The organism is Exiguobacterium marinum DSM 16307 (genome assembly GCF_000620845.1).
Taxonomy (GTDB): domain Bacteria; phylum Bacillota; class Bacilli; order Exiguobacteriales; family Exiguobacteriaceae; genus Exiguobacterium; species Exiguobacterium marinum.
In genome coordinates, this window is the sequence record NZ_KK211189.1 from 864318 (window position 1) to 890530 (window position 26213).

At 47.9% G+C, this 26213-nt stretch carries 27 protein-coding genes; 13 read left to right on the plus strand and 14 right to left on the minus strand.

The features are described 5' to 3' along the window. Positions 1 to 51: 51 nt before the first annotated feature. Entirely contained in the window at positions 52 to 765 is a 714-nt protein-coding gene (locus P400_RS0104920) for a DUF1189 domain-containing protein (RefSeq protein WP_026825133.1), read from the plus strand. Here the strand turns inward: P400_RS0104920 and P400_RS0104925 are convergent, their stop codons facing one another. Beyond that, a complete protein-coding gene (locus P400_RS0104925) occupies positions 766 to 1782 on the minus strand; it encodes a LacI family DNA-binding transcriptional regulator (RefSeq protein WP_026825134.1) in 1017 nt (338 codons plus the stop codon). It lies immediately after the preceding gene. Between the two features lie 228 nt (positions 1783 to 2010). On the opposite strand from P400_RS0104925, the gene P400_RS0104930 reads away from it, so the two are divergent. From P400_RS0104930 to P400_RS0104950, 5 genes are read left to right on the plus strand one after another with little or no spacing between them, the layout of a single operon-like run. Continuing rightward, positions 2011 to 3288: an ABC transporter substrate-binding protein gene (locus tag P400_RS0104930; RefSeq protein WP_026825135.1), complete on the plus strand. Its 1278-nt coding sequence runs from the start codon at positions 2011 to 2013 to the stop codon at positions 3286 to 3288. A 60-nt stretch (positions 3289 to 3348) separates the two neighbouring features. Then, complete coding sequence (locus tag P400_RS0104935) at positions 3349 to 4314, plus strand: carbohydrate ABC transporter permease (protein ID WP_026825136.1); 966 nt, start codon at positions 3349 to 3351, stop codon at positions 4312 to 4314. A gap of 12 nt (positions 4315 to 4326) precedes the next feature. Next, positions 4327 to 5151, plus strand: coding sequence for a carbohydrate ABC transporter permease (locus P400_RS0104940; protein ID WP_026825137.1), 825 nt, complete (start codon positions 4327 to 4329; stop codon positions 5149 to 5151). An 11-nt stretch (positions 5152 to 5162) separates the two neighbouring features. After that, on the plus strand, positions 5163 to 5813 hold the full coding sequence (pgmB, locus tag P400_RS0104945; RefSeq protein ID WP_026825138.1) for a beta-phosphoglucomutase: 651 nt from the start codon (positions 5163 to 5165) through the stop codon (positions 5811 to 5813). 52 nt (positions 5814 to 5865) lie between these two features. Beyond that, positions 5866 to 7476, plus strand: coding sequence for a glycoside hydrolase family 13 protein (locus P400_RS0104950; RefSeq protein ID WP_026825139.1), 1611 nt, complete (start codon positions 5866 to 5868; stop codon positions 7474 to 7476). Positions 7477 to 7484: 8 nt separating this feature from the next. On the opposite strand, the gene P400_RS15715 is transcribed toward P400_RS0104950, so the two are convergent. Further along, positions 7485 to 7628 carry a hypothetical protein gene (locus P400_RS15715; RefSeq protein WP_026825140.1) on the minus strand — a complete coding sequence of 48 codons (144 nt, stop codon included), beginning with the start codon at positions 7626 to 7628 and terminating at the stop codon, positions 7485 to 7487. 239 nt (positions 7629 to 7867) lie between these two features. Here P400_RS15715 and P400_RS0104960 point away from each other — a divergent pair, with 239 nt between their 5' ends. Continuing rightward, positions 7868 to 9310, plus strand: a complete 1443-nt coding sequence (locus P400_RS0104960; RefSeq protein ID WP_026825141.1) for a carbon starvation CstA family protein — start codon at positions 7868 to 7870, stop codon at positions 9308 to 9310. 24 nt (positions 9311 to 9334) lie between these two features. On the opposite strand, the gene P400_RS0104965 is transcribed toward P400_RS0104960, so the two are convergent. Together P400_RS0104965 and P400_RS0104970 are read right to left on the minus strand one after the other, a co-directional pair. Beyond that, complete coding sequence (locus P400_RS0104965) at positions 9335 to 10480, minus strand: sensor histidine kinase (RefSeq protein ID WP_026825142.1); 1146 nt, start codon at positions 10478 to 10480, stop codon at positions 9335 to 9337. Between the two features lie 158 nt (positions 10481 to 10638). Beyond that, complete coding sequence (locus P400_RS0104970; protein ID WP_034770844.1) at positions 10639 to 12159, minus strand: multicopper oxidase family protein; 1521 nt, start codon at positions 12157 to 12159, stop codon at positions 10639 to 10641. Positions 12160 to 12292: 133 nt separating this feature from the next. On the opposite strand from P400_RS0104970, the gene P400_RS0104975 reads away from it, so the two are divergent. Together P400_RS0104975 and P400_RS0104980 are read left to right on the plus strand one after the other, a co-directional pair. Then, positions 12293 to 14302 carry a heavy metal translocating P-type ATPase gene (locus P400_RS0104975; protein WP_034770846.1) on the plus strand — a complete coding sequence of 670 codons (2010 nt, stop codon included), beginning with the start codon at positions 12293 to 12295 and terminating at the stop codon, positions 14300 to 14302. A gap of 58 nt (positions 14303 to 14360) precedes the next feature. Beyond that, positions 14361 to 15305 (plus strand): F510_1955 family glycosylhydrolase, encoded by a 945-nt coding sequence (locus tag P400_RS0104980; RefSeq protein WP_026825145.1) that lies wholly within the window; start codon positions 14361 to 14363, stop codon positions 15303 to 15305. A gap of 18 nt (positions 15306 to 15323) precedes the next feature. Here the strand turns inward: P400_RS0104980 and P400_RS0104985 are convergent, their stop codons facing one another. From P400_RS0104985 to P400_RS0104995, 3 genes are read right to left on the minus strand one after another with little or no spacing between them, the layout of a single operon-like run. After that, positions 15324 to 16733: a sensor histidine kinase gene (locus P400_RS0104985; RefSeq protein WP_026825146.1), complete on the minus strand. Its 1410-nt coding sequence runs from the start codon at positions 16731 to 16733 to the stop codon at positions 15324 to 15326. Further along, positions 16730 to 17404 carry a response regulator transcription factor gene (locus tag P400_RS0104990; protein ID WP_026825147.1) on the minus strand — a complete coding sequence of 225 codons (675 nt, stop codon included), beginning with the start codon at positions 17402 to 17404 and terminating at the stop codon, positions 16730 to 16732. Before P400_RS0104990 ends, P400_RS0104985 begins: the two co-directional genes overlap by 4 nt. Before the next feature lie 30 nt (positions 17405 to 17434). Then, on the minus strand, positions 17435 to 17773 hold the full coding sequence (locus P400_RS0104995) for a hypothetical protein (RefSeq protein WP_026825148.1): 339 nt from the start codon (positions 17771 to 17773) through the stop codon (positions 17435 to 17437). A gap of 169 nt (positions 17774 to 17942) precedes the next feature. On the opposite strand from P400_RS0104995, the gene P400_RS0105000 reads away from it, so the two are divergent. After that, on the plus strand, positions 17943 to 18419 hold the full coding sequence (locus P400_RS0105000) for a DUF305 domain-containing protein (protein WP_026825149.1): 477 nt from the start codon (positions 17943 to 17945) through the stop codon (positions 18417 to 18419). A 196-nt stretch (positions 18420 to 18615) separates the two neighbouring features. Next, positions 18616 to 19332: a peptidoglycan DD-metalloendopeptidase family protein gene (locus P400_RS0105005; protein WP_026825150.1), complete on the plus strand. Its 717-nt coding sequence runs from the start codon at positions 18616 to 18618 to the stop codon at positions 19330 to 19332. A gap of 46 nt (positions 19333 to 19378) precedes the next feature. Here the strand turns inward: P400_RS0105005 and P400_RS15650 are convergent, their stop codons facing one another. Both P400_RS15650 and P400_RS0105015 read right to left on the minus strand, forming a co-directional pair. Continuing rightward, positions 19379 to 19540 (minus strand): hypothetical protein, encoded by a 162-nt coding sequence (locus P400_RS15650; RefSeq protein ID WP_161634144.1) that lies wholly within the window; start codon positions 19538 to 19540, stop codon positions 19379 to 19381. A gap of 89 nt (positions 19541 to 19629) precedes the next feature. Continuing rightward, the gene (locus P400_RS0105015; protein ID WP_034770849.1) at positions 19630 to 20547 is read right to left on the minus strand and encodes a TerC family protein; all 918 of its coding nucleotides are present in this window, start codon (positions 20545 to 20547) and stop codon (positions 19630 to 19632) included. A 148-nt stretch (positions 20548 to 20695) separates the two neighbouring features. Here P400_RS0105015 and P400_RS0105020 point away from each other — a divergent pair, with 148 nt between their 5' ends. Continuing rightward, positions 20696 to 21553 carry an SDR family oxidoreductase gene (locus P400_RS0105020; protein ID WP_026825152.1) on the plus strand — a complete coding sequence of 286 codons (858 nt, stop codon included), beginning with the start codon at positions 20696 to 20698 and terminating at the stop codon, positions 21551 to 21553. A 38-nt stretch (positions 21554 to 21591) separates the two neighbouring features. Here the strand turns inward: P400_RS0105020 and P400_RS0105025 are convergent, their stop codons facing one another. From P400_RS0105025 to P400_RS0105045, 5 genes are all read right to left on the minus strand, one after another. Further along, positions 21592 to 23124: a methyl-accepting chemotaxis protein gene (locus P400_RS0105025; RefSeq protein ID WP_026825153.1), complete on the minus strand. Its 1533-nt coding sequence runs from the start codon at positions 23122 to 23124 to the stop codon at positions 21592 to 21594. Between the two features lie 129 nt (positions 23125 to 23253). After that, positions 23254 to 23895, minus strand: a complete 642-nt coding sequence (locus P400_RS0105030) for a TVP38/TMEM64 family protein (RefSeq protein ID WP_026825154.1) — start codon at positions 23893 to 23895, stop codon at positions 23254 to 23256. A gap of 78 nt (positions 23896 to 23973) precedes the next feature. Then, positions 23974 to 24405 (minus strand): DUF1801 domain-containing protein, encoded by a 432-nt coding sequence (locus P400_RS0105035; protein WP_026825155.1) that lies wholly within the window; start codon positions 24403 to 24405, stop codon positions 23974 to 23976. Further along, positions 24402 to 24758: a DUF2200 domain-containing protein gene (locus P400_RS0105040; RefSeq protein WP_026825156.1), complete on the minus strand. Its 357-nt coding sequence runs from the start codon at positions 24756 to 24758 to the stop codon at positions 24402 to 24404. Before P400_RS0105040 ends, P400_RS0105035 begins: the two co-directional genes overlap by 4 nt. 58 nt (positions 24759 to 24816) lie before the next feature. Then, positions 24817 to 25482, minus strand: coding sequence for a haloacid dehalogenase type II (locus P400_RS0105045; RefSeq protein WP_026825157.1), 666 nt, complete (start codon positions 25480 to 25482; stop codon positions 24817 to 24819). A gap of 69 nt (positions 25483 to 25551) precedes the next feature. On the opposite strand from P400_RS0105045, the gene P400_RS0105050 reads away from it, so the two are divergent. Continuing rightward, positions 25552 to 26145, plus strand: a complete 594-nt coding sequence (locus P400_RS0105050) for an FMN-binding negative transcriptional regulator (RefSeq protein WP_026825158.1) — start codon at positions 25552 to 25554, stop codon at positions 26143 to 26145. The last annotated feature ends 68 nt before the right edge of the window (positions 26146 to 26213 follow it).

Consider the following 26213-nt stretch of genomic DNA (forward strand, 5'->3'; position numbering starts at 1 on the left):
ACCGAAACGTGATTAAATGGGGTCAGAAACGTTTTAGGAAAGAGGGTCGACATGGAGCAACTGATCGCTAGTCTTGGGTTTCAATTCGATAAAGTGAAAATGTGGAGAACACAATCTATTTGGAAATCATTTTTTTATGTAGTAATCGCGGTTCTTTTAGCGAACATAGTCGTATACGGTGTGAAGTGGGCAAACCAATCTGCGGTAGGTCAAGAAGAGCTACCGCCTTTTCGTATTACTGAAGACGGTCTTCGTTACAATCAAGCGTTTTCGTTCGACGTCTCGGTGCTGGATTTGACGGTAATGATAGGGGATGAAGGAGAAACGAACGCGCGGCAGGCGTTGGTGCTAAACGAAACAGGTTGGGCGTTCAAACGAAGTGGGGTTGAGACGGATTTGAATAGTTATCAATCTTTGCTGGATTTTGTGGGAAGGCCGGATGTGACGGAGCGAGATGTATATGCTCTGTTAGAGGAGTTGAACTGGTTCTATCCGATTTATATTTATGGGGCCATCTTGTTTGACTTGGTCCTTCACCTTCTTCTTCTTTCACTATTGGCGCTTGCGGGGCTCGGGTTTCGGCGCTTCGTTCCGATTCGTTATAAAGAAGCATGGACGATTACAGCATACGGCATTACAGCACCGCTTTTCGTGCGAACAGTAATCGCACTGTTGCCGATCAACGTGCCGATGCTGTCCGTATTGTATTGGGCAACTGTCGGAATCTTCGCTTTCATGACAATACGAAAAATCGGCGATGACTAATCAGCGCCGATTTTTTGTGACCGATTCTCGAAGAATCAGTTGATTGTTGACGAACACCTCGTGGGGGGTATCTTGCTCTTCGACAATGTTTACAATCATGGACGCAGCTTTGCGCCCCATTTCGTAAGGCTGTTGCCCGACTGTCGTAAGGGGGGGAGATACGTATTGGGACAATAGAATGTTATCGAATCCGATGATGGACAAGTCGTCAGGCACGTTCAAGCCGAGTTCACGCGTCGCTTGAAGAACACCGAGTGCCATCACGTCAGATGCACAGAAGATTGCCGTGACTTCGGGGTGGTTCAGTAAAAATGGGAGTGCCACATTCTTTGAGGCGAGTTCCTCAAAGTCCCCGTTCAGCACATACTCGTCGCGAAAGTCGATTTCATGCTCATGCAACACTTGACGATAGGCGTCATATCGAACGGTCGAGACATAGGCGTTGGGGGAACCGTTCATAAACGCAATGTGTTGATGTCCCAGTCGGATTAGATAACGCACGGCTTGTTTGGCGCTTTCGAGCTGGTTCGATGTTACGTAGCCGGTGTTCACACCCTCGACTGGTATGTCGACCAATACGCAAGGCACTGTGCTTTCGATCGCCTCAAGTAAATAAGGGTCGTCTCGCTTCAATCCTTGGATGACAACACCATCTAATTGACGTTCCGCACACATCTGACTATATGTCTTGTTCTTTTGCTTCGAAGTAGAAGTGGATAAAAGGACGAACTCGTAGTTGAGGTCTGATAATTCGTCTGACACACCGCATAGCGTCTCGAACATGAAATTGTCTTTAATGCTCTCGCGTTTTAAGTCGGTGACGAGGAACCCGATCGTGTTTGATTGCTTTTTGACTAAACTACGCGCTAGGATGTTCGGACTGTAGCCGAGCTCTTTTGCAACATTTAAAATTTTATCTCGAGTCTCCTTGTTCACATCATTATAGCCGTTCAAGGCGCGAGATACGGTCGTAATCGAAAAACCAGATGCTTTGGAGACATCTTTTAATGTAGCCATGGTGAAAGACTCCTTTATATGAAAACGTTGTGATTAATTTGGGATTAATTTGATTATATATCTAGTTTAGCCTGTATACGAAAGACTTGTAAACCGCTTATTTAAAGGATTTTTAACGGTCATATAAAAAAGTTCTTGATTTCCGAAACGTTTCGGGTTTAAAATCTAGTTGTGAGTTGAAAGCGGTTACTTTGATTCGATTACAATTATTCTAGGAGGAAAATCACGATGAACAAGAAAGTTTCAAAGCCATTATCAATTGTCATGCTATCAGGACTTGTTTTTACTGCAGCTTGCGGTGGTGAAGAGGAAGCGCAAGTCGCATCAAACCCATCTGATCTCGAAGGGAAAGAAATTACGGTCGGGACGTGGAAAGGGACAGATGCCGAAGTCAAGGCGTTTGATGAGTTATTAGCGGCCTTCACCGAAGAGACAGGTATTAAAGCAAAGAAGAAGGTCTATAATGATTATCAAACACAACTTCAAACGGACCTTGTCGGTGGAACGGCGCCGGACGTGTTTTATGTCGATGCTTTTTTAGCACCTGAACTGTCTAAACAGGGTGTACTCGAGCCGCTTGATCAGTATATCGAGCAAGCAGAGAAGGATTTAGTCGACTTCTATGAACCGGCCATCAATGCTTTCAAATCAGACGATCAATTGTTCGGTCTGCCGAAAGACTATTCGACACTTGGTCTTTACTATAACAAAAAAATGATTGAAGGCGCAGGGTTCACAGCGGATGACATCCCATCTGACATGGGAGAGCTTCCAGGATTCTTGAAAGAGTTGAAAGGAAAACTCCCGTCTGGTGTGACGCCGGCAATTACAACATCCGAACTCGCGCGTCATATGTTTGTACTTCAATCAGGCAGCACGGAAGTCGTCGATGGGGACGGGATGGCGGTGTTGGCGCAATCTGATCAAATCGCTGCCATGCAACCCCTTGTAGATGCTTACCAAGATAAGCTCGTCCAACGTCCGGCCGATCTCGGTCAAGGGTGGGCCGGTGACTCGTTCGGAGCTGAAAAAGCGGCAATCATGATTGAAGGGAACTGGGCAATCTCCCATATTGAGCAAAACTTCCCGGACGTCGAAATGGGAACGAAAGAAGTGCCTACGATTGGTGGAAACAGTGGGTCGATGATGTTCACAGTATCGTATTCGCTCAATAGCGATTCGGAAGAAAAAGCAGCCGGATGGGAGTTTATCAACTATGCTACGTCAAAAGACGGTATGAAGATTTGGTCTGAAGGGGCAGGTGTCCTCCCGTCACTCAAATCGATTGCAGAGGAACTCAACCTTCAAGACGATGAATTGAAAGCGCCATTCGTTGCGGCTGGGGCTTATGCGACACCTTGGCAAAAAGGAGATTCATTGTCAATCGTTGCTCGTGAGTATAACAACTTGTTACCGGCAGCTTTAAAAGGTGACATGACACTCGAAGAAGCGATGAAAAAGGCGGAAGAAACAGCGAATAAAGATATCGAGACGCAATTGAAATAAAGAAACAATTGGGCTCGCGTAACTGCGCGAGCCTTACTGTGTTCGGAAAGGAAGGGTTCTATGGGCACACAGCTCGAAATCAACCGACGTACTGATACGGCATCACAAGCACCACCACCAAAGAAAAAGAAAGGTAGTGAACGTGATCGTCGTGAGGCGGTACAGGGGATGACATTTATGTTGCCGACGCTAATTATCTTGGTGACATTCACATTGCTTCCAATTGCGTATTCTCTGTTCTTGTCGTTTACACGCGTGAATTTATTTGGTGGGATCGACTTTCAGTGGGTCGGCTTGGACAACTACGTCAACGCGTGGAACGATGACCGGGTATGGACAGCGTTAAAAAATACATTCCGTTACGCCCTGTTCGTTGTGCCGATTCAAACGGCAATCGCACTTCTTATGGCTGCCGTCTTAAATTCGGGAATTCGTTTTCAAAACACGTTTCGGACGATTTACTTTTTGCCGACACTTACTTCAAGTTCGGCACTCACGATGATTTTCATGTTTTTATTCAGTTTAAATGGTCCGATTAACAACGTCCTCGTCAGTTTTGGATTATTAGATACGCCAATTAACTTTATCAATGAAACAGATTTCGCATTGACGACCATCATGGTCATGAACATTTGGTCGACTGTTCCATTTTTCATGACCATCTACTTGGCAGGGCTTCAAGATATTCCGTCTTCACTTTATGAGGCGGCATCGCTTGATGGTGCAAACGCTTGGCAAAAGCTGATGAAAATCACGGTTCCGAATCTGACACCTGTGACAAACTACGTTTTATTGATGGGAATCATTGGATGCTTCCAGTTGTTCGACCAAGCATATATCATCTCAGGAGGGACTGGCGGACCGAACAACGCGACGCTCACCTTCTCGCTCATCATTTATCAATATGCGTTCAAGACGATTGGGACGATGGGATACGCTTCTGCCCTTGCGATCATTTTGACAGCAATCATCTTCACCGTGTCGATGATTGCCCGTAAATTGAACAAAGAAGAGTCTAACTATTAAGGGGGAATGGATATGAAAAATAAAAAATGGCCGCGTATCGTGATGTACGTCATTCTTGTTTCGTACGCGCTCGTCACACTGTATCCATTCTTATGGGCAGTGCTCGCCTCGTTTAAACCGTATAGTGAGATTGTAGCGGGAGGACTTACGCTTTGGCCAGAGAATCCAACGCTAGCAAACTTTGAACACATCTTTACGAAAGATCCACTTTTTCCACGTTGGATCATGAACTCTTTTTTGATTGCGACGCTCGGTACGATTGTAAACGTCATCTTCAACACGATGGCAGGTTATTCACTTGCACGTCTCCGGTTTCCTGGTCGTAACTACCTATTTTTATTAATATTGGCGGTCATGATGGTACCGGGACAAATCTTGCTCATCCCGAACTACTTGATTATGAGATCGCTCGGTATACTCGACACATATTCCGCATTGATCATTCCCGGAGCCATCAACTTCTCCTATATCTTCTTGATGAGACAGTTCTTTATCAACTTCCCACGTGAAGTAGAAGAAGCTGCACAAGTAGACGGGCTCAATCGATTTCAAACGTTTTGGCGTATCGTTTTCCCGATGGCCCGCGCCTCGGTAGCAACGCAGGCTGTCTTCGTCTTCCTAGGATTTTGGAACGAGTTCTTAAAACCGCTCCTTTATATCACATCACCCGAGAAATATACGCTCACGCTTGGTTTGCAGTCATTCCAAAGCCAGAACGCGACTCAATGGAACTATATTATGGCGGCTTCTGTCGTCAGTATCATTCCGATCATCATTTTGTATATCATGCTGAATAAGTACTTCATGCAAGGTTTACGAATTGGTGGGGATAAATAAGGAGAGTTATGATGAAAGCGTTTATCTTTGATTTAGATGGTGTCATCACCGATAGTGCCGAATATCATTACTTAGCATGGAAAGCGCTCGGCGAAGATTTGGGGATTCCATTTGACCGAGAATTCAATGAGACATTGAAAGGCGTGAGTCGAACTGAATCACTTGAACGGATTTTACGTCTTGGAGGACGTGAGAATGATTTTTCGGTCGAGGAGAAGGGACGACTTGCGACAAAAAAGAATGAACACTATGTATCTCTTATTTCAAACATCACGAGTGCGGACATCTTACCAGGTATTGAGGTGTTCTTAAGCGATTTGAAAGAAGCTGGCTATAAAGTCGGGATGGCGTCTGCATCTAAGAACGCACAGATGGTGACACATCAACTCGGATTACTCGATGCGTTTGACCACATCGTCGACGCGGCGACGGTAACCGATTCGAAGCCGCACCCTGAAGTATTTTTGAAAGCTGCCGCAGCACTCCAAGTCGAACCGAAAGATTGTGTAGGGATTGAGGATGCTGTCGCTGGCATCGAAGCGATTCATGCAGCTGGTATGTTCGCTGTCGGCATCGGAGACCCGGAAGTGTTGACCGAAGCTGAACTCGTCTTTACGGACACGAGTATCCTTACGCTCGATCACGTCTTAGCGCGGATTTAAAACAAAGCCTCGAGTGGTCACGCTCGGGGTTTTTGAATGAGGAGGAGATGAATTGGAACGGATATGGTGGAAAGAGGCGATTGTGTATCAAGTATATTGGCGAAGTTTCTTTGATACAAATGGTGACGGTTACGGTGATTTAGAAGGTGTCCGTCAAAAATTAACGTATATTAAAGAACTCGGTGCGGATGTTGTCTGGCTTAACCCATTTTATGTCTCACCCGATAAGGACAACGGTTATGATATTGCGGACTATTATCGTGTCATGGAAAAAGCGGGGACGATGAGAGACTTTGAGCGTTTGCTCGAAGAAGCGCACACGCTTGGATTGAAAGTCATTTTAGATTTAGTCGTCAATCATACATCTGACCAACATCCTTGGTTCCTTGAAGCAAGGACATCAATCGATTCACCGAAACGAGATTATTATATTTGGCATGATCCTGTTGATTGTAAAGAACCGAATAACTGGCGCTCTTATTTCGCTCCATCATGTTGGGAACATGATGCAAGGACCAATCAGTATTACTATCATTCGTTTGCTGTCGAACAACCCGATCTCAACTGGGAAAATGAAGAATTACGACATGAAATCTATAAAATGATGCGCTTTTGGCTCGATAAAGGGATCGACGGTTTTCGCATGGATGTGATCAACTTACTCGCGAAACGACAAGATTTGTCTGATGTCGAGAATCCATATGATTTAAGTTACTTAGCAAATAATCCTGGAATCCATGAGTATCTTCAAGAAATGCATGAGGAAGTACTACGACACTATGATTGTATGACGGTCGGTGAGATCCCGTTCGTTACACCGACAGAAGGCGCACTTTATGTGGATGATGCGCGTCATGAGCTAAATACGTTGTTCCATTTTCAAATCGCGGATGAGATGCCGTCGTGGGATATGTTCCGTTTCAAAGAAATTCAGCGTGACTGGTATGAGGGATTGAAAGGAAAGGGCTGGAACTCGCAATTCTTAAATAATCACGACCATACGCGTCAAGTGACGCGATATGGTAACGACGCGGAACATCGTGTTGCTTCGGCAAAGCTATTGGTCACTTTGACGCACACATTACCTGGCATTCCTTATATCTATCAAGGTGAAGAAATCGGTATGACGGGTGTCACGTTTGATTCGATTGACGACTATCAAGACATTGCGATGAAAAATCGATATGTAGAAGAGGTTGGCAAAGGACAAGATCCAAAAGTGGTGTTGGAAAGCTTGCGCTTGCTCAGTCGCGATAATTCACGAACACCCATGCAGTGGAACAGTTTTCGGGAAGCGGGATTTACGGAAGCGGTCCCTTGGATGACGGTGAATCCGAACTATGTCGATGTAAATGTAGAAGCTGATTTGCTTCGAGAAGATTCAGTGTTTCGATATTATCAAAAATTGATTCAATTAAGGAAATCAAATGAAGCGCTTGTTTATGGAGAGTTTAACGATTTAATTCCAAAAAATAAGTCGCTACATGCATATGAACGCTTTTTAGGACGAGATCGATTTTTAGTGATTCTCAATCATTCGGATGAAGACCATCTTATCCCGGTCTCAACAGAATCCTACTCTCTCGTACTACAAAACCTTGTCAATGAAACCGATCACTTACAGCCGCATGAAGCGCGTATATATCAGAAGACCATCGGATGAGATGGTCTTCACGCTTTTTTCTTCGTACCTCGAAACGCGAAGAACATGGCGATGCCAATCCCAATCCCGAGCCACCAGTTGTCGAGTGTAAGACCGAAGACGACAGCGAACACAACAGCGACCGGAATCGATAAGTATCCACGTTGTTTCATGATTTGTCACCCTTTCTTTGTCCTGCCATCCTTATTCCCGCAAATGCAATCCTTCATGCAATTCCGAGAACGCTTTCATGAAAATGGCTCAACCATGAGGTTTGTCCAAATAATGAACAGATAAATAAACATGTGAAAAAATGAACAATCTATCTATTCAAAGGGAAAAACTCTTGCTATATTGTTTATGTGATATTTTTCACAATAAATCAATTCATTCGTTAATGGAGGCATCTTACTTGATTACATTTTTCATCGCTTTAGGAATATTATTACTTGGCTATCTCGTATACGGTCGCTACGTCGAGAAGACGTTCGGCATCAAGGAGGAGCGGACGACGCCCGCCTACGCTTCCCGGGATGGCATCGACTACGTGCCAATGGGCAAGAAACGGAACTCGATGATTCAATTACTGAACATCGCCGGCGTCGGACCAATCTTCGGGCCGATCATGGGGGCGCTCTACGGACCGGTCGCCTTCCTTTGGATCGTGTTCGGGTCGATTTTTGCCGGGGCGGTGCACGACTATCTGACCGGGATGATCTCCCTGCGGAACAACGGGGCACACTTGCCACAGCTCGCGGAGAAGTTCCTCGGGCGCTCGCTCCGCCATGTCGTCAACGGGTTCGCACTTTTACTTCTCTTACTCGTCGGGACGGTGTTCGTCACGTCGCCGAGCAACATGATCAACAACTTGTTCGACGGGGACGCCTCGACGCTCATGTTCGTCATCTTCGGCGTGTTCGCCTACTATATCTTGGCGACGCTTTTGCCGGTCGATAAGATCATCGGGCGCATCTACCCGTTCTTCGGGGCGCTCCTTGTCGTCAGCGCCATCGGGATCGCGGTCAGCCTGTTCGCACAGGGCTACCAGATCCCGGAGATGACATTGACGAACATGCATCCGGACGGCCTGCCGATCTGGCCGCTCCTCTTCTTCACGATCTCGTGCGGGGCGCTCTCCGGATTCCACGCGACACAGTCGCCGATCATCTCGCGAACGACGATGAAAGAGAGCAACGGTCGAGAAATCTTCTACGGCATGATGATCGCCGAGGCGGTCATCGCGATGGTCTGGGCCGGGGCGGCGATGGCCATCTTCGAGCCGGGCGAATTGCTCGGACTCATCAACTCAGGGACGCCGGCACTCGTCGTCCAGGAGGTGGCGACGCTCATGCTCGGCAGCATCGGCGGGACGCTCGCGATCCTCGGGGTCATCGTCCTGCCGATCACGTCAGGCGACACGGCGTTCCGTAGCGCCCGGATGATCATCGCGGACTACTTGTCGGTCGCACAGAAGAAGTTCTCGTCACGCCTCTGGATCGCGCTCCCACTCTTCGCGATCTCATACGTGCTCACGAATATGGACTTCCAGATGCTCTGGCAATACTTCAACTGGGCAAACCAGACGACGGCGGTCATCGCACTCTTCGTCGGGGCGATGTACCTCTACATCAAAGGAAACAACCACCACATCGCGCTCCTTCCGGGGACGTTCATGTTGTATGCGGTCTGGTTCTACATCTTGACGGCGCCGATCGGCTTCAAGCTCGATGGGGTCCTGCCGTACGTCCTCTCGACACTCGGGACGCTGACGCTGCTCGTCCTATTCCATAGGCGGGCACGCGCGATGCGGGCGGCACAGATGGAGTGTGACATTCCAGTGAAAGAAGTCGCATGAAAAAGGTTCGGCTGATCAAAAGTATCAGTCGAACCTTTTCGCGTATGGTGGCGTACGAACATAAGAAGATGCGTGACGTGCATGCAATTCAATCGTGAATGTCGTACCTTCTTCATAAACGGAGTCCGCATGGATTCCCCAACCATGGGCCTCGGCAATTCGCTTACAAATACGTAGACCGAGCCCTGTTCCTTTAATGGTGTGATGGGCTTTCGAATCGACACGATAGTATTCATCAAAGACATATGGAAGTGCATCCGCTGGAATTCCGATTCCTGTGTCAGAGACGGATAAGGTGACGATACCTGCCTGATCCTCGACCTGTGTGTGCACAGTTCCTCCTTCAGGGGAGTATTTAATCGCATTTCCAATCAGATTATGGAGCATTTGTTTCAGTTTTTCTTCGTCTGCTTGAATATGGATGGGAGGAGCAGCGTAAGTCACTTCATGATTTGGTGACATGGCCTGATAACTCTCCGTGATGTCTTTAAGCAAAGGAAGAAGGGGAAAGGTTGTGACGGTCAGTTGTTCTGCCGAATAATCAATTTTTTGATAATCGAGGAAGTTATCGACGAGTCGATCTAACCGCTCTGCCTCTTCTTTGACATGTCGCAACATTTTGGACGTTTTTTCATTACCATCATGATTGTTCATCAACAATTCAGTATAGCCATGAATGGCAGTCAGAGGAGTACGGAAGTCATGGGACAGTTCAGCGATAAACGCGTTTCTTCGTTCTTCAAAGCGAACGGTTTCGGTTTGATCACGCCACATGATGAAGACGCCTCTTGGTGTTCGGGTGAAGTTGAAGATCAGGTGTAGCGTCCGGTCATCAAACCGAACGCGTCGTGACGTCATGCTTGGCCATGTCTCGGTCTCGCACTCGAGCAATTCTTGAATCATGTGCGCAACTTGCGCCATATCTGCTCCATGCTCTTCAAAAATTGTATAGAGGAAACGAGTTAACGTTTCCATGGAAGTGAACGATTGTGTCATCATCGAAGGGCACCAGTGACGAAGCAGGTGATTCGTATAAAGACGGTGTTTCGAAAAATCGATATAACACATCGCATCCTGCACTTCTTCCACAACGGAAGCGATGGAGAACGTGTGACGTTCCTGTTTTTGACGAGCGGATCGTTTTTGTACTACCCTACGAAATCGGCGCATCAACCTACCTCCTCGCAATCATTTGTACAGTCGTTCACAACTAGTATACGACATTCGAGCAGGAATCCCTATACAGGCGATAGTCCTAACAGAAACGTACCGAAATTGGGACGGACATGCAAAATACCTCTCCGTTGAGTGAACGGAGAGGTATTGGGTCATTCGGTCACATTTAATTGTCCCATCATCCCGTTCTCTTCATGCTCGAGGATGTGGCAATGATACATGAACGTGCCGGTTTCGGTGAAGGTAAGTTCAATTTTTACCCGTTCATCAGGAGCGACGGCTACCGTGTCTTTCCAACCTTTCTCATAATCGGCTGGTGGGTTGCCATCTCGACTGATGATTCGGAACTGGACACCGTGAATGTGGAAGGGATGCGTCATCCCGCCCATCATGTCTGGTTTGTTCTCGATTTCCCATATCTCTGTGTCCCCTTGTTTCACTTTTATATCGATTCGGTCTGGATCATACGTATCGCCGTTGATGGACACCATGTTCCCCATCCCGAACAAGGTGAGCTGACGGTCTGTTTTCGTATTCACTGGAGTCGGTGTTTTCTTGCTCGTTGGTATATCGATGGACGCTTTGTCGAGTTCACCAACACGAAACGTAGTGAAAGATACTCCATCAGCCTCTAAGGCGACATCATCTTCTATTTCTGAAAAATCAATCAACACTTCGGCCCGTTCACCTGGTGTCAACGAGATGGTCTTCAAAGAAACCGGTTGTTCCAACAGCCCGCCGTCTGCCGCGATTTGCGTCATGTTTTCCCCATTCGATAGTGTAAAGTCAAAATCGCGCGCGTTCGAACCATTGACAAGGCGGACTCGGAGCGTTTCGGTTTGGACATCAAACGTTGTATTAATGGCTCCGTTCGCAAGAATCGTATCGCCCGTCGTCCCGTCGACGTTCATATGAGCATCGTAGTCAAGTTCACCATCTTTTGTGAAGAGCCGATCCTGTACGATAAGCGGGATGTCGTCGACACCATAGTCATTCGGGAGACCACTCTGTGCATCGTCGGTCACATAAAGAAGACCGGCGAGCCCTTTGTAAACTTGTTCAGCTGTTGCGCCCATCGGATGGGGGTGAAACCAAAGCGTACTCGGCTCTTGGTCGATATCGAGTCGAACTTGTGCACGGTCGCCCGCTGCTATAGCTTGATGCGGCCCTCCGTCCATTTCGGCAGGGATGACAAGACCGTGCCAGTGGAACGTTGTCGGTTCATCCAATCGGTTGATTGTATCAATCACGACCGTCTTTCCTTTTGGGAGCTCGAGCATCGGTCCGAGTAAGTTCCCGTTATATCCAAGCGTTTCTGTCGATTTTCCATTTTGAAAGAACCGTGACGTTCCTTCATCTGCTACTACCGTATAATAGACGGTACTGTCCGTGACGCGGTCTGGTTTCAAGGGGGAGGGAATCGGAAGCGATTGTTCCGGTTCGTCAGATGCCTCGATTGCTTGCGTCGTTCCGTGTCCCATCGGTCCGCCATTTCCTGTCATTCCATCGTTGCCCATCATATTATCATCCATCTGTTCAAACGTTGAATTGTCGCCCCACATATGATTCATATTGTTCATGTTCCATCTTCCATTGAATAAGACGAACAGTAGAACTAGAATGATCCCGATCAATATCCCCGTTAATAGGAACCATATTCCTTTTGATTTCATCCTATAACACTCCTTTATTATTCAGTCCTTACTTTGTTTTACCACTTAATTGTGAAAGAAACATGAAAGCCTAAATTCGTTTATTGATATACCGCATAGGGGTATATCATCCGTATAAAGGAGAGGATGAATAATGGAGCATGAACATCACGAACATCATGAACACCATGAAGATAGTCATGATTCTCATCACGGAGGACATGGACATGAACATATGATTGAAGACTTTAAACGGCGCTTTTTTGTTTCGCTCGGTCTGATGATTCCGATCCTCCTGTTGTCGGATATGATTCAAGAATGGCTTCGATTTGAACTTGATTTTCCATTTGAAAAAACAATCTTGTTTGTCTTAGCGACGATTGTGTATGTATACGGTGGATGGCCATTCTTAAAAGGGAGTGTGGAGGAGCTGTGGGATCGTAGCCCGGGTATGATGATGCTGATTGGCTTGGCAATCAGTGTCGCTTACTTCTATAGTGCCGCTGTCGTCTTTGGATACGGAAGTGGCCATGACTTCTTTTGGGAACTCGCTTCACTGATTGTGATCATGCTACTCGGTCACTGGATTGAAATGCGTTCGGTCATGGGGGCGTCAAATGCGTTGGAGCAACTCGTCCAACTGTTACCGAACGAGGCGCATCGCATCAACGGGGAAGAGACGGAGGACGTCCCGATCTCTGAGCTTAAAGAAGGAGATCGGATTCTCGTCAAACCAGGGGAACAGGTTCCGGTAGACGGGAAGATTATCAAAGGGCAGACGACAATCGATGAGTCGATGTTGACAGGTGAATCGGTCCCGGTCGAAAAGTCCGAAGGTGAGGACGTCATCGCAGGTTCCATCAACCAAGAAGGGAGTTTGACGATTGAAACGATCGGTACGGGAGAAACTACGTATTTGTCAAAAGTCATCGAGTTGGTGAGCGAAGCCCAAAAATCTAAGTCACGTGCTCAAAACCTAGCGAATCGTGCAGCAAAATACTTGTTTTACATCGCGATTGCTGCTGGAGTCATCACGTTCACCATCTGGTTCATGCTCGGCTATTCGGTCGGAACGGCGGTCGAACGGATGGTGACGGTCATGGTCATCTCGTGTCCGCATGCACTCGGACTGGCGACACCGCTCGTCGTCGCAGTTTCGACAACGCTATCGGCGAAACAAGGTCTTCTCATCCGTAATCGGACCCAATTTGAAGAAGCACGTCGACTCGATGCCATCATCTTTGATAAGACCGGTACGTTGACGGAAGGGAATTTCGGCGTCACGGACGTACAGGCGAGCTCATCTTATACGGAAGAAGATGTGTTACAACTTGCAGGATCGGTTGAGCGTGAGTCGCAACATCCACTCGCACAAGGAGTATTGAGAGAAATAGAAAAACGGGAGTTGAAGCTCTCCGCTGTCGATCATTTTGGCTCCATGACAGGTGTCGGTTTAGAAGGAACGGTCGACGGTGCGCACATACAAGTCGTCAGTCCACGTCATATCCGTGATCAACACATTCAAATCGACGAAGAGACGTTCACGCGATTATCGGAAGAAGGCAAGACCGTCGTCTTTGTCTTGAAGGACGGGGAATGGGTCGGTATGATTGCGATGGCCGATCTAGTACGGGAAGAGGCGAAGGAGACCGTCGAGGCTCTTCGTGAAAAAGGCATCCGCTCCATCATGTTGACGGGGGACAACGAGAAGGTCGCGCATTGGGTCGCGGGTCAGCTCGGTATCGATGACGTGTATGCCGAAGTATTGCCAGACGACAAGGCGAACCAGGTAAAAGACGTCCAGAAAGATGGCAGCAAAGTAGCGATGGTCGGAGATGGGATCAATGATGCCCCGGCCCTAGCGCAAGCGGATGTCGGCATCGCAATCGGGAGCGGGACAGACGTTGCCGTCGAGACGGCAGACATCGTCCTCGTCCGCAGTAATCCGAAAGATGTCCTATCGATTTTGGAACTTTCACAAAACACGTATCGTAAGATGATTCAAAATCTATGGTGGGCCGCTGGTTACAACATCGTCGCCATCCCACTCGCTGCGGGCGTGTTGGCACCAATTGGCATTATCCTATCACCAGCCATCGGTGCCGTTTTGATGAGTCTAAGTACAATCATTGTCGCCATCAACGCCCGACTTTTGAAGATTTAACAAGTTTTTCATCTTTAGCACGTATGCTAGATAGGATGCTAATGATGGAGGGATCGAGATGAAACGAACGTTAATGCTCTCACTATTACTGACTCCACTGCTCTTGTCGGCGTGTGGAGCAGAAGAGGCGCCATCGGATACAAACCAATCAGAAAACGAAACGACAGCGACACAGGACATGTGGCAACGCGTGGGAGAGGATGAAATGGTCTCCCACATCCACGGGGCAGGATTTTGGCAAGACGACGAACGTCCTGTCATCGCAACTCATGCCGGGTTAATGGAATATCGAGAAGACGGTTGGTATACGCTTCCGACAAATCGCCATGACTATATGGGGTTTGAAGTCGTCGAGGATGGATTTTATGCGAGCGGTCACCCCGATCGTCGGACAGATTTCAAAAATCCACTTGGGGTCATGCATGGAAAAAATCATGGGGTGGTACTCGAGAGTCGGTCGCTTGAAGGCGAGGCAGATTTTCACTATATGAGCGCCGGTTATGCCACAGGTACACTCTACGTTTACCTGGAAGAAGCGACCTCGGAGCTAGAACCGGGATTTTATCGTTCCATCGATGGTGGGAGCTCATTTGAACCGATGCAGGTGCAAGGAATAGAGGAAGCGCAAGTGGCAGGTATCGTCGCCGATGCGACGGATGCGGAGCGCGTCTTTTTGTACGGGCCGTCCGGCATCCTCGTTTCAAGTAACTCTGGAGATTCGTTCGAGCCACTTGTTGAAACAGAACAAGTTGTCACGGTCGGAGCGGATGAGGGGCAGTTGGCCTACGTACGACAGACAGATGGTTCTTTCGAAGGGGTTCGTTTCAACTTAGACGATGAGTCGACAGAGACGTTCAACCTTCCAGAGCTTCAAGCGGACGCTGTGCCAATCGAATTGGCAGTCAAAGAGAAGCGTATGTTGCTCGTCACATCGGATAACAGCGTATATGAGTTTACAGACGGGGAATGGGAGATGCGCCTCGACAAAGGTGAGCTCAACTGATCAAAAGACGCCTTTCCATTAAAGGATAGGCGTCTTTTTGTCGAGTGGAAGCATGATGGTGAAAGAAGTGCCCGATGCGTCAGACGTGACTGTCAATTCTCCGCCATGACGGTTGACGATTTGGTCAGCGATGGCGAGTCCGAGTCCACTGCCACCGGTCTGTCGGGACCGTGATTTTTCCACACGATACAGGCGGTCAAAAATGTGAGGTAAATCTTTTTCAGGAATGCCTTTCCCATTGTCTGTAATGGTCAGGATCAGGTGAGTGTCCGTGACGTTTGAGCGTAGGGAGACATGAGAGGCCTCACTATGTTCAATCGCATTATGGGCGATGGAGCGGAAGACTTGGAGCATCCGGTGCCGATCCAATGTAAGAGCGATGTCTTGTTGTCCCGCGTTCGGTGCAGCATCGAAGTGAACCGTCGTCATCCGGAACATCGTATCGAGCATTCGACGTAAGTCCGCACAAAACGTCGTGACGGTCACTTCTTCTCGGTGCAACAAGAATGTGTTTTCATCGAGCTGTGCCAATTGAAACGCATTTTCGACGAGCTCTGTGAGCGACCGGCTCTCATCTAAAATCGTTTGAATCGACTGTTTGCGTAATGATTCGGGCGTGCTTTCTTTCGAAGCGATTTCGGCGTAACCCCTCAAGTAAGTGAGAGGGGTCTTGATTTCATGCGATAGGTCGGATAAAAACTGACGACGTTCCCGCCGTAGTCTTGATAGTTCCACTGACATCGATTCGATGGCACGCGCTAATTCACCGATTTCGTCGACACGATTCGTCGGTAACCGTAAATCGTCTGGGTTTGTCAATACGTTCTCCGTTGCTTGTTTCAATGATTGAATTGGTTTTGAAATCAATCGACTCAAGAGGATGAACGTCAAGACGGTCGTTACGAGCGCGATCGCCGTGATATATAGGAATCGCCACTGGAGCCGATGGCTAATTCCATGAATGATTTCGGTCGGTAAAAACATATAGACGTATCCATACCGTCTGTCGGTATCATCTGTGATTGGCGTACGAACGCTCAAATACGGTTCGTTTTCCCAGTCGTCCTCTAGGACAGTCGTGTCGTCGAAGGGGCCAGTTTGTTTTTTAGAATCGACTGTATCGGCAAGGACTTGGGGAAAGAAGCGTGAAGTCTGAAGAAGATGATGCGTGGGATCAGTGATGGCGACTTTCGTATCGGTCTCACTTTCCATGGTCGCTACATGATCAATCGTCTCTTCGGAAAAATTCATTGCTAATACGCTCGCATGGCTCTCGGCCCGAGATTCGAGGCGATTGATTTCTTCTACAACGCGTTCGCCGAGAAGCGTGTGATAGAGGAGAAGAAACAACACACCTTCAATCAATAGGGTTGATAGGAGAAAGACGAGGCTGATGCGAAACGGTAGACTGTTACGACTTCGCTTCATCCGGAACGCTCCTCGGTCCATCGATATCCACGTCCCCATACCGTCTTTAAATAATCATCAATCGGAAATCCTGCATCTCCTAACTTTTCTCGAATCATACGAATATGCGCATCAACTGTGCGAGGGTCGGATTCTGCAGAGTAGGGCCAGACGAGATCAAATAAATCTAGGCGATTGAAGAGTCGATTCGGGTGCTGAAGGAACAGTTTCAAGATGGCCGTCGCTTTCGGTGTGAGGACAATCTCTTGTTCTTCATACAAAACGCGTCCGCTCTCCTCATCGTAACGAAGTGGTCCGTATTGGATGTTGACGACACGGGTCCGGCGTAAGACGGCGCGAATACGGGCGAGGAGCACGTTCCCATCGAACGGTTTGGTGACGTAATCATCCGCTCCGGCATCTAATCCCTGGATGGTCGTTTCATTGTCTGAACGTGCCGTCAATAAGACGACAGGTAATGCCGGGTCCATCGTCTTTAACTGACGACAAAGTGAGATCCCATCTACTTCTGGCATCATAATATCTAAAAGGACGAGATCCGGACGCTCTTCGATTTTGTCGAGTGCGGAACGAGCATCGCTCGCCTCGATGCAAGAGTACCCGTCACCCTCAAGAAACAGACGAATCAAATGTCTCATCTTTTCTTCATCGTCTACAATGAGAATCTTCATCTTGTACTCCTCCTTTCTTTACTCCTATTATTATCGTTCCGCGTGCTTCGCGTGATTTCCTTCCGTGGCAAAAAGAGTCTGTAGTTGTTCACATGCGCGTGCGACGTCTCGACAGTAAATGACGGGCACTCTCGCGTCAATCGGGCGATCCGTGACAATGGCGACTGCCCCGTTCCGAATGGCTGCCTTCACTAAATCGACACCCCGTTCATTAATTGGACGTTTGCATACATATAAAAAAGTTTTTTTTGTTTTTTCTGGTGTCGTTCCGATGCCGCGAATCGCCATCTCTTCAGGACGGTCGAGATACGACCAAGATAAGACAGAATCCAGTGTTGCCAATACGTCACGTAACGTCAGCTCTTGCATTGTCGTTCCCCTTCCTTGCATAATCTCAATTTCACTAGTGTACCCGACGTTTGTGAAAAAGAAGTGAAAGTTTAGAAGAACACATCAAGCATAAGAATATTTAGGTTTGAGTTTAATACAGGTAGGTAAAACTATTTCTACACACATAACTTAAGAAAGGGTGAACGAAATGAAATCGTACGGTAAATTTGGAATTATGATTGCAGTCTCGACATTCCTGATGTATTGGCTCATGTATTTGAACGTCTTTCAAATTAATCATATCTTCTTTAGTCAGACGAGGTTATATATGGCACTCATCATGGGATCAGTCATGGCATTCGTCATGCTTCTTTTCATGTGGGGAATGTATAAGAATAAAACCCTTAACTTTATCATTCTAGGTGTCAGCGCCCTCGTCTTCAGTGCCTCACTCTGGCTCGTTAGGAGCCAGACGACCGTCGATGATGTCAGTTGGATGAAAGCGATGATCCCGCACCACTCGATTGCCATCTTGACAAGTGAACGCGCTGAAATTGAAGACCCGCGCGTCAAAGAACTGTCGGAAGAAATCATCAAGGCACAGCGCCGTGAAATCGAAGAGATGAAGCAGTTGATTAAAGATTTAGAGGATGAGGAAGAGAACGCAGAAGAGAATCAAGATTAACAGACATACACAGCCGATCGGCTGTGTATGTTTTTTGTCTTCAGGAAAAATAAGGGAATTAAGTTAGAATTTGTTTTCCTTTATTTGAAATATAAATGACATATTTGTCGGTTCGTTTTGGTGGTAAAATTTTTTCATCAAGATAATATAAAAAATAAAAAAATTTAAATACATAATTGAAAGGATTTACCATAACATGAAACGAAAGATGCTCTCCCTCTTCTGTGCAGTCTTACTCACCATGATAATCTTCACCCCAGCCAGTACCCCTGCTGAAGCGGCGACCACGTATTATGTCAAAGTCACGACCAACAGTTTAAACGTCCGTTCGGGTCCGGGCACGACGTATAAGATTGTCGGTAGCGCGAAGTTGGGACAGTCGTTCAAATATCTCGGCGTGAGCGGGGGATGGACGAAAATCAATTTCAACGGGACATCCCGCTACGTATCGAGTACATATGTGAAGAAGTATAGTGTCTCCACGCTTTCAACGACATCGACTGCGAAAATGATCATCCCGACAAAAGGGACGTTGACACAAAAGTATGGTCCTGCGAGCGGGCAGTACGGTTATACGTTCCATAACGGCATCGACTTGGCTGCTCCAAGAGGAACACCGGTCGTGGCAGCCGCGTCTGGACAAGTCATTGTCTCCCGAAACTACGGGGCGTACGGGAATCACATCATGATGACCCATCAGTTAAATGGCCAAACCTACATCACGGTATACGCACACCTCGACCGCCTCCATGTCGTCAATGGACAGACGGTCACAAAAGGGGCGACGATCGGAGCCGTCGGGAATACCGGCAACTCGTTCGGGAACCATCTCCATTTCGAAGTACACCGGAACAGCTATGTATATAGCAGTTCAGCTCCTGCCAACAGTATCAATCCATATACGATGTTTTGACGCAAAAGCACGCGCTCCCCAATCGATGGGGGCGCGTGCTTTTTAGTTAGTGGATCGTTGTTCGTTTGTTTCGTCCGAGTTGGTTGGCAACGATGAGGCTCGCGCCAAGAACGACACCGAACACTAATCCGAATAAGTTGTTGAAGAGTAACATGAGGATGATCCCGAAGACGAGACCGATACTCATGAGGCCAATCCGATCAAACATAGTGAATCCCCTTTTCTGTAGTTGTGCACCTCAATGATTACCCGAGAATTTCAAAGAAAGAACACCGACGAAATGGATCGATTGATTCATTATACGTGTTTGGCCGAACTAGGTTTCGTTTTGTAGAAACTATAGAGAACGCTAATCAAGATGACGAGAACGATTGTCCCGAGCGACATCCAGATCGGCATCTTGTACACATCACCTAAAATCATCTTCGCCCCGATAAAGACGAGCATGAAACTGAGGCCGTGCTTCAAGTAATAGAAGCGGTCGATCAAGTTGGCGAGAACGAAGTAGAGACTACGAAGTCCAAGAATCGCCATGATATTCGCATAGAAGATGATATACGGGTCACGCGAATACGCGAAGCTCGCGGCGACCGAATCGACGGCGAAGACGATATCCGACAACTCGATGAAGATGAGCGCGATGAAGAGCGGTGTGAAGAACAACTTCCCGTTGATCCGTTTCGTGAACTTCCCAGATGAAATGTCTTGTGTGATCGGAAGGCGTCGTTCGAGCCAACGAATCGTCTTATTTTCTTCAAGTGACTCGTCTTTCCCGATATTTTTATACATCACCCAACCCGTATAGACGAGGAACGCTCCGAACACGTAGTACACCCAACCGAAGTTTTCTAACAACGATACCCCAGCGACGATGAAGACGGCGCGGAAAAGAATCGCTCCGAGAATCCCCCAGAACAACACTTTGTGCTGATACTTGAGCGGGATGGCGAAGTAGGCAAAGACGAGCGAGAAGACGAACACGTTATCAATCGCGAGTGCCTTCTCGATGAAGTATACGCTCGCATATTCCGTCGCGGCCGTACTGCCTTGCGTGTAGAACAACCATCCCCCGAATACGAGGGCAATCCCAATCCAGACAAACGTCCATGTCCATGCCTCGCGGAGCGAGACTTCGTGTGCCTTGCGGTGGAACACCCCGAGGTCAAGCGCGAGCATGAAGATGACGATGAGTAAAAACCCGATGAGTAGGGTCAACAACAATTCCTCCTTTTAAGTTCATGCGAACCTTTATATCATTAATTTAAGTTCATATGAACTTGAAGTCAAGTGTTATTTTGTTATCGAGTTAATTGCATGTAGAGAACGGGAATATATTCTGAAGCATGAGAAAGGGGATGGCCGCATGAAATATTTAGTCACAGGAGCAACGGGTAAACTCGGCTCGAAGATCGTGGAGGAGCTACTCAAATCAATTGATACGAGTGATCTAGCTGTCAGTGTACGGAATCCAGAGAAAGCCGCTTCACTCAAAGAGCGCGGGGTCGATGTGCGACATGGTGACTTCGATCAGTCGGACACACTCGATGAAGCGTTCAAAGGTGTCGAACGTCTTTTGATCATCTCGGCAGATGGCGACAACGACACGCGGATTCGTCAACATACGAACGCAGTCGAGGCGGCAAAACGGGCTGATGTTTCATTCATCGCCTATACGAGTCTCGCCGATGCGACAGACAGTGAGAACTTGATGGCACCTCCACACGTCGTCACAGAGGAAGCGATTGTCGAGTCAGGTATTCCGTATGCATTCTTACGGAACAACTGGTACTTAGAGAACGAGTTGTCGAGCATTCAGGCAGTCGTTGACGGGGCACCATGGATCACGGCGGCTCGGGATGGGAAAGTCGGATGGGCACTTCAACAAGATTATGCAGAAGCTGCGGCGAATGTCCTGTTGAAAGAACAGCAGGAGAGTGCTGTCTATGAATTGTCTGGACCACTTCATACCCAACAAGATCTTGTAGACGCACTCAGTGAAGTGTTAGGCCGTGACGTGATGATGCAAGAGCTGAGCCTCGAGGCATACGAAGAGACGATGCGTGGGGCAGGGATGCCCGATGACCTGGTCGCACTTCTTGCTGGCATTCAACGAAGCATCCGTCAAGGAACGCTCGAGATTCACGAGAGCGACTTTGAACCGGTTCTCGGACGTCCGGTCACATCGCTTCAAGAAGGAATTCGTCAATTACTCGATCGATAATACAAATGCCCCCGACCGCTTGGTCGAGGGCATTTGTATTACGTGCGTGATGCGTGATCTTCGAGTTGTGTCGTCACATCTTCAAGTGCGTTCGCCGTGATGGCAAGACGGTCTGACATCGAACTGAGCTCTTTTTGGACGGCGACCTGTTCTTCCGTTGCGGCGGCCACGTGATGAATCTGTTGTTGCAGTTCGCTTGAAGCGTGTTTCGTTGATTCGAGGCGTGTTTCAAGCGTCTCCATCTGCGTGGTCACGAGTTGTCTCGTTTCTTGAATCGACGCGATTTGTGCATCGATTTCGGACACGTCTTCAGTGAGGCGACCGAAGACGGCCGTCACGTCATTTGTGACGGTTTGACAGTTCTCTGTTGCTTGTTTGAAAAGGTGAGCCGATTTCGACACGACCGTCGTATCATCCATCAATCCACCGAGGACACGGGTCATCTCGGATGCATATTCGCGTGACTGGGCGGCGAGCTTCCCGACTTCAGAAGCGACGACGGCAAAGCCACGACCAGCTTCTCCGGCACGAGCCGCTTCAATGGATGCGTTCAAGGCGAGCATATTCGTCTGTTCACTGATTGAGCCGACTTGCTGCAAGATGCCTTGGATTTCAGAGGAACGATTCGTCATCGTTGCGACGATCTGCTCGAGTTGCTCGGATTCCGTGATGATTTCATGTACTTTTTCTTCCATGAGACGCATATCCGTATTCCCAGAAAGGGCGTCTTTGGCGATGCGGGAAGAGGCTGCTGCCGTTTGCGCCATCCGTTCCTGGATGAGTGCTGTCAGGGAACGAATCGATTGAATTTCATCAGCCCCTTGCACCATGGAAGCTTGTTGGGACGAGGCGTGCGCGACAATCGGGTCGACCGTGATGGCAATCTGTTCACCAGATTCGAGTGACTGGTTCGCAGCCGATTCGAGTTCTTCCGCGTGGTTATTCAAGGACTGAACGAGGGAACTGACGTCTTGAATCGCTTGTTGAAGCAACGCTCGTGTTTCCTGTTCTTGTGTCTCGATCCGTTCCGATTCTTTATTGCGGTAGTAAATCTGGGCGACGAGTACCGCACTGAGCAGGATCAAGTATACGGCATGGATGAGTAACAAGCTGAACGGATAATCGCTCGTTCCACAAATCATCTCAGGAAATAAAGCGTATCCCGCTAAATGTTGAACAGCAAAGATGCCAGCGCTGTAGAGGATCAAGTCGATGCGACGCATGAACGACAAAATCGCCAAGACGACAAAGATGGAGAAGTGATATTCAACGAGTCCTTGTCCACCGGCGACCGTCGAGATGCTCGCGAAGGTGAGCGTGAGCATCATCCAATACGGGAACGTTTTATCTTCTCTTTTTAGGCTGACGAGCATCATTCCGAAGAAGACGAGTGGGAGTGCGAAGAGCACCCACGTTACACTTGAATACACATAGTCATCTGCGCCGTTTCGTAAAATCGTATACGTATAAGCAAATTCCGTGAAACGGTGAAGCAAATGGACGACAACCGACGTCATTACAATCAATAACGTCGTCAACAACATCAACTGATTTCGTTTCGTAAAACTCATGTTTCTTTCCTCACATTCTCGTTTTCATTTGTTGTAGCTCTATACATATCGGAAGAAGTTCACAGAAGTTTATTCTATTTACACATTCACGGCACAAAAAAAGAGCATGATGCTCCTTTTCATGAGTTTTCAATTCAACCCAAGCCACTTTTTAACAGGCTCACGGAAGATATATGTGACAACAATCAACCCGGTGAAGACGAGCGCGGCGATGAAAATCGTGGTGACACTACCTGAAGCGAGGCTTGCCCCAAGAAAACTATAAGCGAACGTCCCCGGAATCATGCCGAGCACGGTCGCCGGGACGAAGGCACTGAAACGGACGCGTGAGATTCCGCCGGCGTAGCTGAGTAAGTCAAAACTGACGAGCGGGATCAGTCGTAAGACGAACACATATAAGAAACCGCGGCGTTCCATCTGGGTGAACAGCTTCTCCGACCACGGATAACGGTCAACATTGATAACCGAGCGGCCGAAAAAGCGCCCCATAACGTAACCGGTCGTCGCAGCAGCGGTCGCACCGATGATGATATAGAGGACTCCTGGCCATACGCCGAACGCGAGACCGGCTCCAAGTGACAGCACAGATGTCGGTAAAAAGGCGACTGGCCCGATGGCATAAAGAAAAATAAAGAAGAGTGGACCCCAAAATCCAAATGATAAGACGATGTCCCGGATGTCAGACGGACGCAACTCATAATGGAAATGAGTGATATAAAACAACGTGCCGAATACGAGTAAAAACAAAGTGATTTTTAGCCAACGTGGCATGAGGCGTCCCTCCTTTTTTCTAAGCATACCGTAAACTCAGCTCATGAAAGAATACGAATGTGCGAAAAAACCGAAGCGTTAGCCTCGGCTTCCTTCGTAGCGCTGAATCCATTCCTCAACAGTCATCTTCTCGACGAGTTCCCCGACCAAGTCAAACGGGATCCGTTTCACGTTATTGAAGCGAATACAGCTTTTGCCCATATCGAGCTTTGTCGGGACGCGATTCGCATACTCCTGTTTGAACCAAGCGAGCAATTCAGGATCGGAGTAAATGCCCATATGATAGAGTCCGATATGACGTTTTTGAGCGATTACACTGATGAATGGTAAGGGAGTATGAAGTGTGACATGATACCCGGATGGATATGTGTCGAGTGGGACGACGTAATGAATCCCATGTCCATCGGTCGTCTTTTCAAACCCTTCTGGTAGATGCTCATCGATGACCTCAATCAGATGAATGAAAGAATCAAGTCGTGCCTCGTCCACGAGTGTCGTCACGTCCATCATGATTCGCCTCCTCGTAAGATTTTCTCCATTTTCTTGCCCCTCGCCAACTCATCGATGAGTTTATCCAAGTAACGAATCTCGCGCATGAGTGGCTCTTCGACGTTTTCGACACGTACACCACAAACGACGCCTTTGATGAGGGTACGGTCTTCATTTAGATGTGGTGCCGAAGCGAAGAACGTATCGAAATCTACTTCGTCCGCAAGTTGACGCTCGAGTCCGGTCTCGTCATATCCCGTCAACCACTCGATGATCGAGTCGACCTCTTCCTTCGTTCGTCCTTTCCGTTCGGCTTTGGCGACGTAGTGTGGATAGACGCTCGCAAAGCTCGTAGTGTAAATACGGTGTGCCATGTGTCTCCCTCATTTCGGTCCTATTTTCTTTATTTTCTCATATTTAGATCGACGTGGGTTACACCCATTCCATAATCCCGTTTAACTCTTCATAAATCGCATCCGGTTTAACATCGAACGCTTCGAACGGCAAGTCGTTCCGATTGATCCATGCCGCATGGAAGCCGAAGTTTTTTGCCCCGGCGATGTCCCATCCGTTCGACGATAAGAAGAGCACCTCGTCACGACGAAGACCGGACGTCTTGAACCAGTGCATGTAGGCGGCTGGCGTTGGTTTCGGTTGTTTGATCCCGTCGACACTGACGACTTCATCGAAATAGTCGGTAAGTCCGGCATTTTGAAGCAATACCTCGAGCATCTCGTTCGTCCCGTTCGAAAGGATGACGGTCTCCACGTCATGCAGCTCTTTTAGGACCGACTCGACCTCCTCATACGGGGTGAGGTGCGCATACGATGCAATCAGATGTTGTTCGATTTCATCCGTCGCTTTTGCGTCATGCACGGCGAGCGCGTAACGGAGTGCGTCCCGGGTCACTGTATCGAAATCTTCATATCGTCCCATCATGTGCCGCCAAAAGAAATACTCAAGTTGTTTCGTTCGCCACACTTGACTGATAGCTGCTCCTTTTTCAGGGAACTCTTGTTCACAGGCATCTTTTACAGAATGGACGTCGAATAATGTGCCGTATACGTCAAAGACGATGGCTTTGATCGTTGGTTTCATAAAAACATTCCTCCTTCTGTGTCGATATACCCGTCTTGTTCAGAATATAATAGGAGAAAGGGGGACATTATGTATATTCCAAAACAATATTCGGTCAAAGAGCGAGCTGAGATTTACGCGTTTCTCGATGCCCATCCATTCGGTACCATCGTCACGCATGATGGGGACAAACCGATTGCGACGCACGTTCCTTTACGATTTGACGAGGTGAACGGTCAACTGACGACTCACGTGTCAAAAGCGAATCCACAGTGGCGAACGATTGAAGAACAGACGGTCCTCGTCATCTTCCAAGGTTCGGACGCATATGTGTCAGCATCCTGGTACGGGCACGAAGACGTATCGACTTGGAATTATCAAGCCGTACACGTGTATGGGCGTGCGACGATTCTCAATGAAAACGAGTTGGTTGAGGAACTAGCAGGATTACTACACGAGCATGAAGGGGAACGTGAGCATGCAGTGCGTTGGGATACATTATCAGAACCGGTAAAGCGACAAATGCACGGTGTCGTCGGGTTTCGGATCGAGATCACTGACATGCAGGCGACGTTCAAATTAAGTCAAAATCGAAACGATATGGATCATGAACGGATTGTATCAGAGCTTGAAAAACAAGATGAACCGATTGCTGATGTCATGCGACGCCATCGGGAGTTGTAATCAACCTGTCCTAAAAAGACAGGTTTTTTCATATTTCTTTGCCGAATAGCGGTTGACATGACTTAGGA

Bases quoted from the DNA above. Each gene is read 5' to 3' on its own strand.
- P400_RS0104920 (WP_026825133.1), top strand. From the start codon at position 52: ATGGAGCAACTGATCGCTAGTCTTGGGTTTCAATTCGATAAAGTGAAA.
- P400_RS0105030 (WP_026825154.1), bottom strand. From the start codon at position 23,895: ATGCCACGTTGGCTAAAAATCACTTTGTTTTTACTCGTATTCGGCACG.
- P400_RS0104980 (WP_026825145.1), top strand. From the start codon at position 14,361: ATGAAACGAACGTTAATGCTCTCACTATTACTGACTCCACTGCTCTTG.
- P400_RS0104940 (WP_026825137.1), top strand. From the start codon at position 4,327: ATGAAAAATAAAAAATGGCCGCGTATCGTGATGTACGTCATTCTTGTT.
- P400_RS0104990 (WP_026825147.1), bottom strand. From the start codon at position 17,404: ATGAAGATTCTCATTGTAGACGATGAAGAAAAGATGAGACATTTGATT.
- P400_RS0105005 (WP_026825150.1), top strand. From the start codon at position 18,616: ATGAAACGAAAGATGCTCTCCCTCTTCTGTGCAGTCTTACTCACCATG.
- P400_RS0105035 (WP_026825155.1), bottom strand. From the start codon at position 24,405: ATGATGGACGTGACGACACTCGTGGACGAGGCACGACTTGATTCTTTC.
- P400_RS0104975 (WP_034770846.1), top strand. From the start codon at position 12,293: ATGGAGCATGAACATCACGAACATCATGAACACCATGAAGATAGTCAT.
- P400_RS15650 (WP_161634144.1), bottom strand. From the start codon at position 19,540: ATGTTTGATCGGATTGGCCTCATGAGTATCGGTCTCGTCTTCGGGATC.
- P400_RS0105040 (WP_026825156.1), bottom strand. From the start codon at position 24,758: ATGGCACACCGTATTTACACTACGAGCTTTGCGAGCGTCTATCCACAC.
- P400_RS0104935 (WP_026825136.1), top strand. From the start codon at position 3,349: ATGGGCACACAGCTCGAAATCAACCGACGTACTGATACGGCATCACAA.
- P400_RS0104925 (WP_026825134.1), bottom strand. From the start codon at position 1,782: ATGGCTACATTAAAAGATGTCTCCAAAGCATCTGGTTTTTCGATTACG.
- P400_RS15715 (WP_026825140.1), bottom strand. From the start codon at position 7,628: ATGAAACAACGTGGATACTTATCGATTCCGGTCGCTGTTGTGTTCGCT.
- P400_RS0104995 (WP_026825148.1), bottom strand. From the start codon at position 17,773: ATGCAAGAGCTGACGTTACGTGACGTATTGGCAACACTGGATTCTGTC.
- P400_RS0104930 (WP_026825135.1), top strand. From the start codon at position 2,011: ATGAACAAGAAAGTTTCAAAGCCATTATCAATTGTCATGCTATCAGGA.
- P400_RS0105050 (WP_026825158.1), top strand. From the start codon at position 25,552: ATGTATATTCCAAAACAATATTCGGTCAAAGAGCGAGCTGAGATTTAC.
- P400_RS0105000 (WP_026825149.1), top strand. From the start codon at position 17,943: ATGAAATCGTACGGTAAATTTGGAATTATGATTGCAGTCTCGACATTC.
- P400_RS0105045 (WP_026825157.1), bottom strand. From the start codon at position 25,482: ATGAAACCAACGATCAAAGCCATCGTCTTTGACGTATACGGCACATTA.
- P400_RS0104985 (WP_026825146.1), bottom strand. From the start codon at position 16,733: ATGAAGCGAAGTCGTAACAGTCTACCGTTTCGCATCAGCCTCGTCTTT.
- pgmB (WP_026825138.1), top strand. From the start codon at position 5,163: ATGAAAGCGTTTATCTTTGATTTAGATGGTGTCATCACCGATAGTGCC.
- P400_RS0105025 (WP_026825153.1), bottom strand. From the start codon at position 23,124: ATGAGTTTTACGAAACGAAATCAGTTGATGTTGTTGACGACGTTATTG.
- P400_RS0105020 (WP_026825152.1), top strand. From the start codon at position 20,696: ATGAAATATTTAGTCACAGGAGCAACGGGTAAACTCGGCTCGAAGATC.
- P400_RS0104970 (WP_034770844.1), bottom strand. From the start codon at position 12,159: ATGAAATCAAAAGGAATATGGTTCCTATTAACGGGGATATTGATCGGG.
- P400_RS0104965 (WP_026825142.1), bottom strand. From the start codon at position 10,480: ATGCGCCGATTTCGTAGGGTAGTACAAAAACGATCCGCTCGTCAAAAA.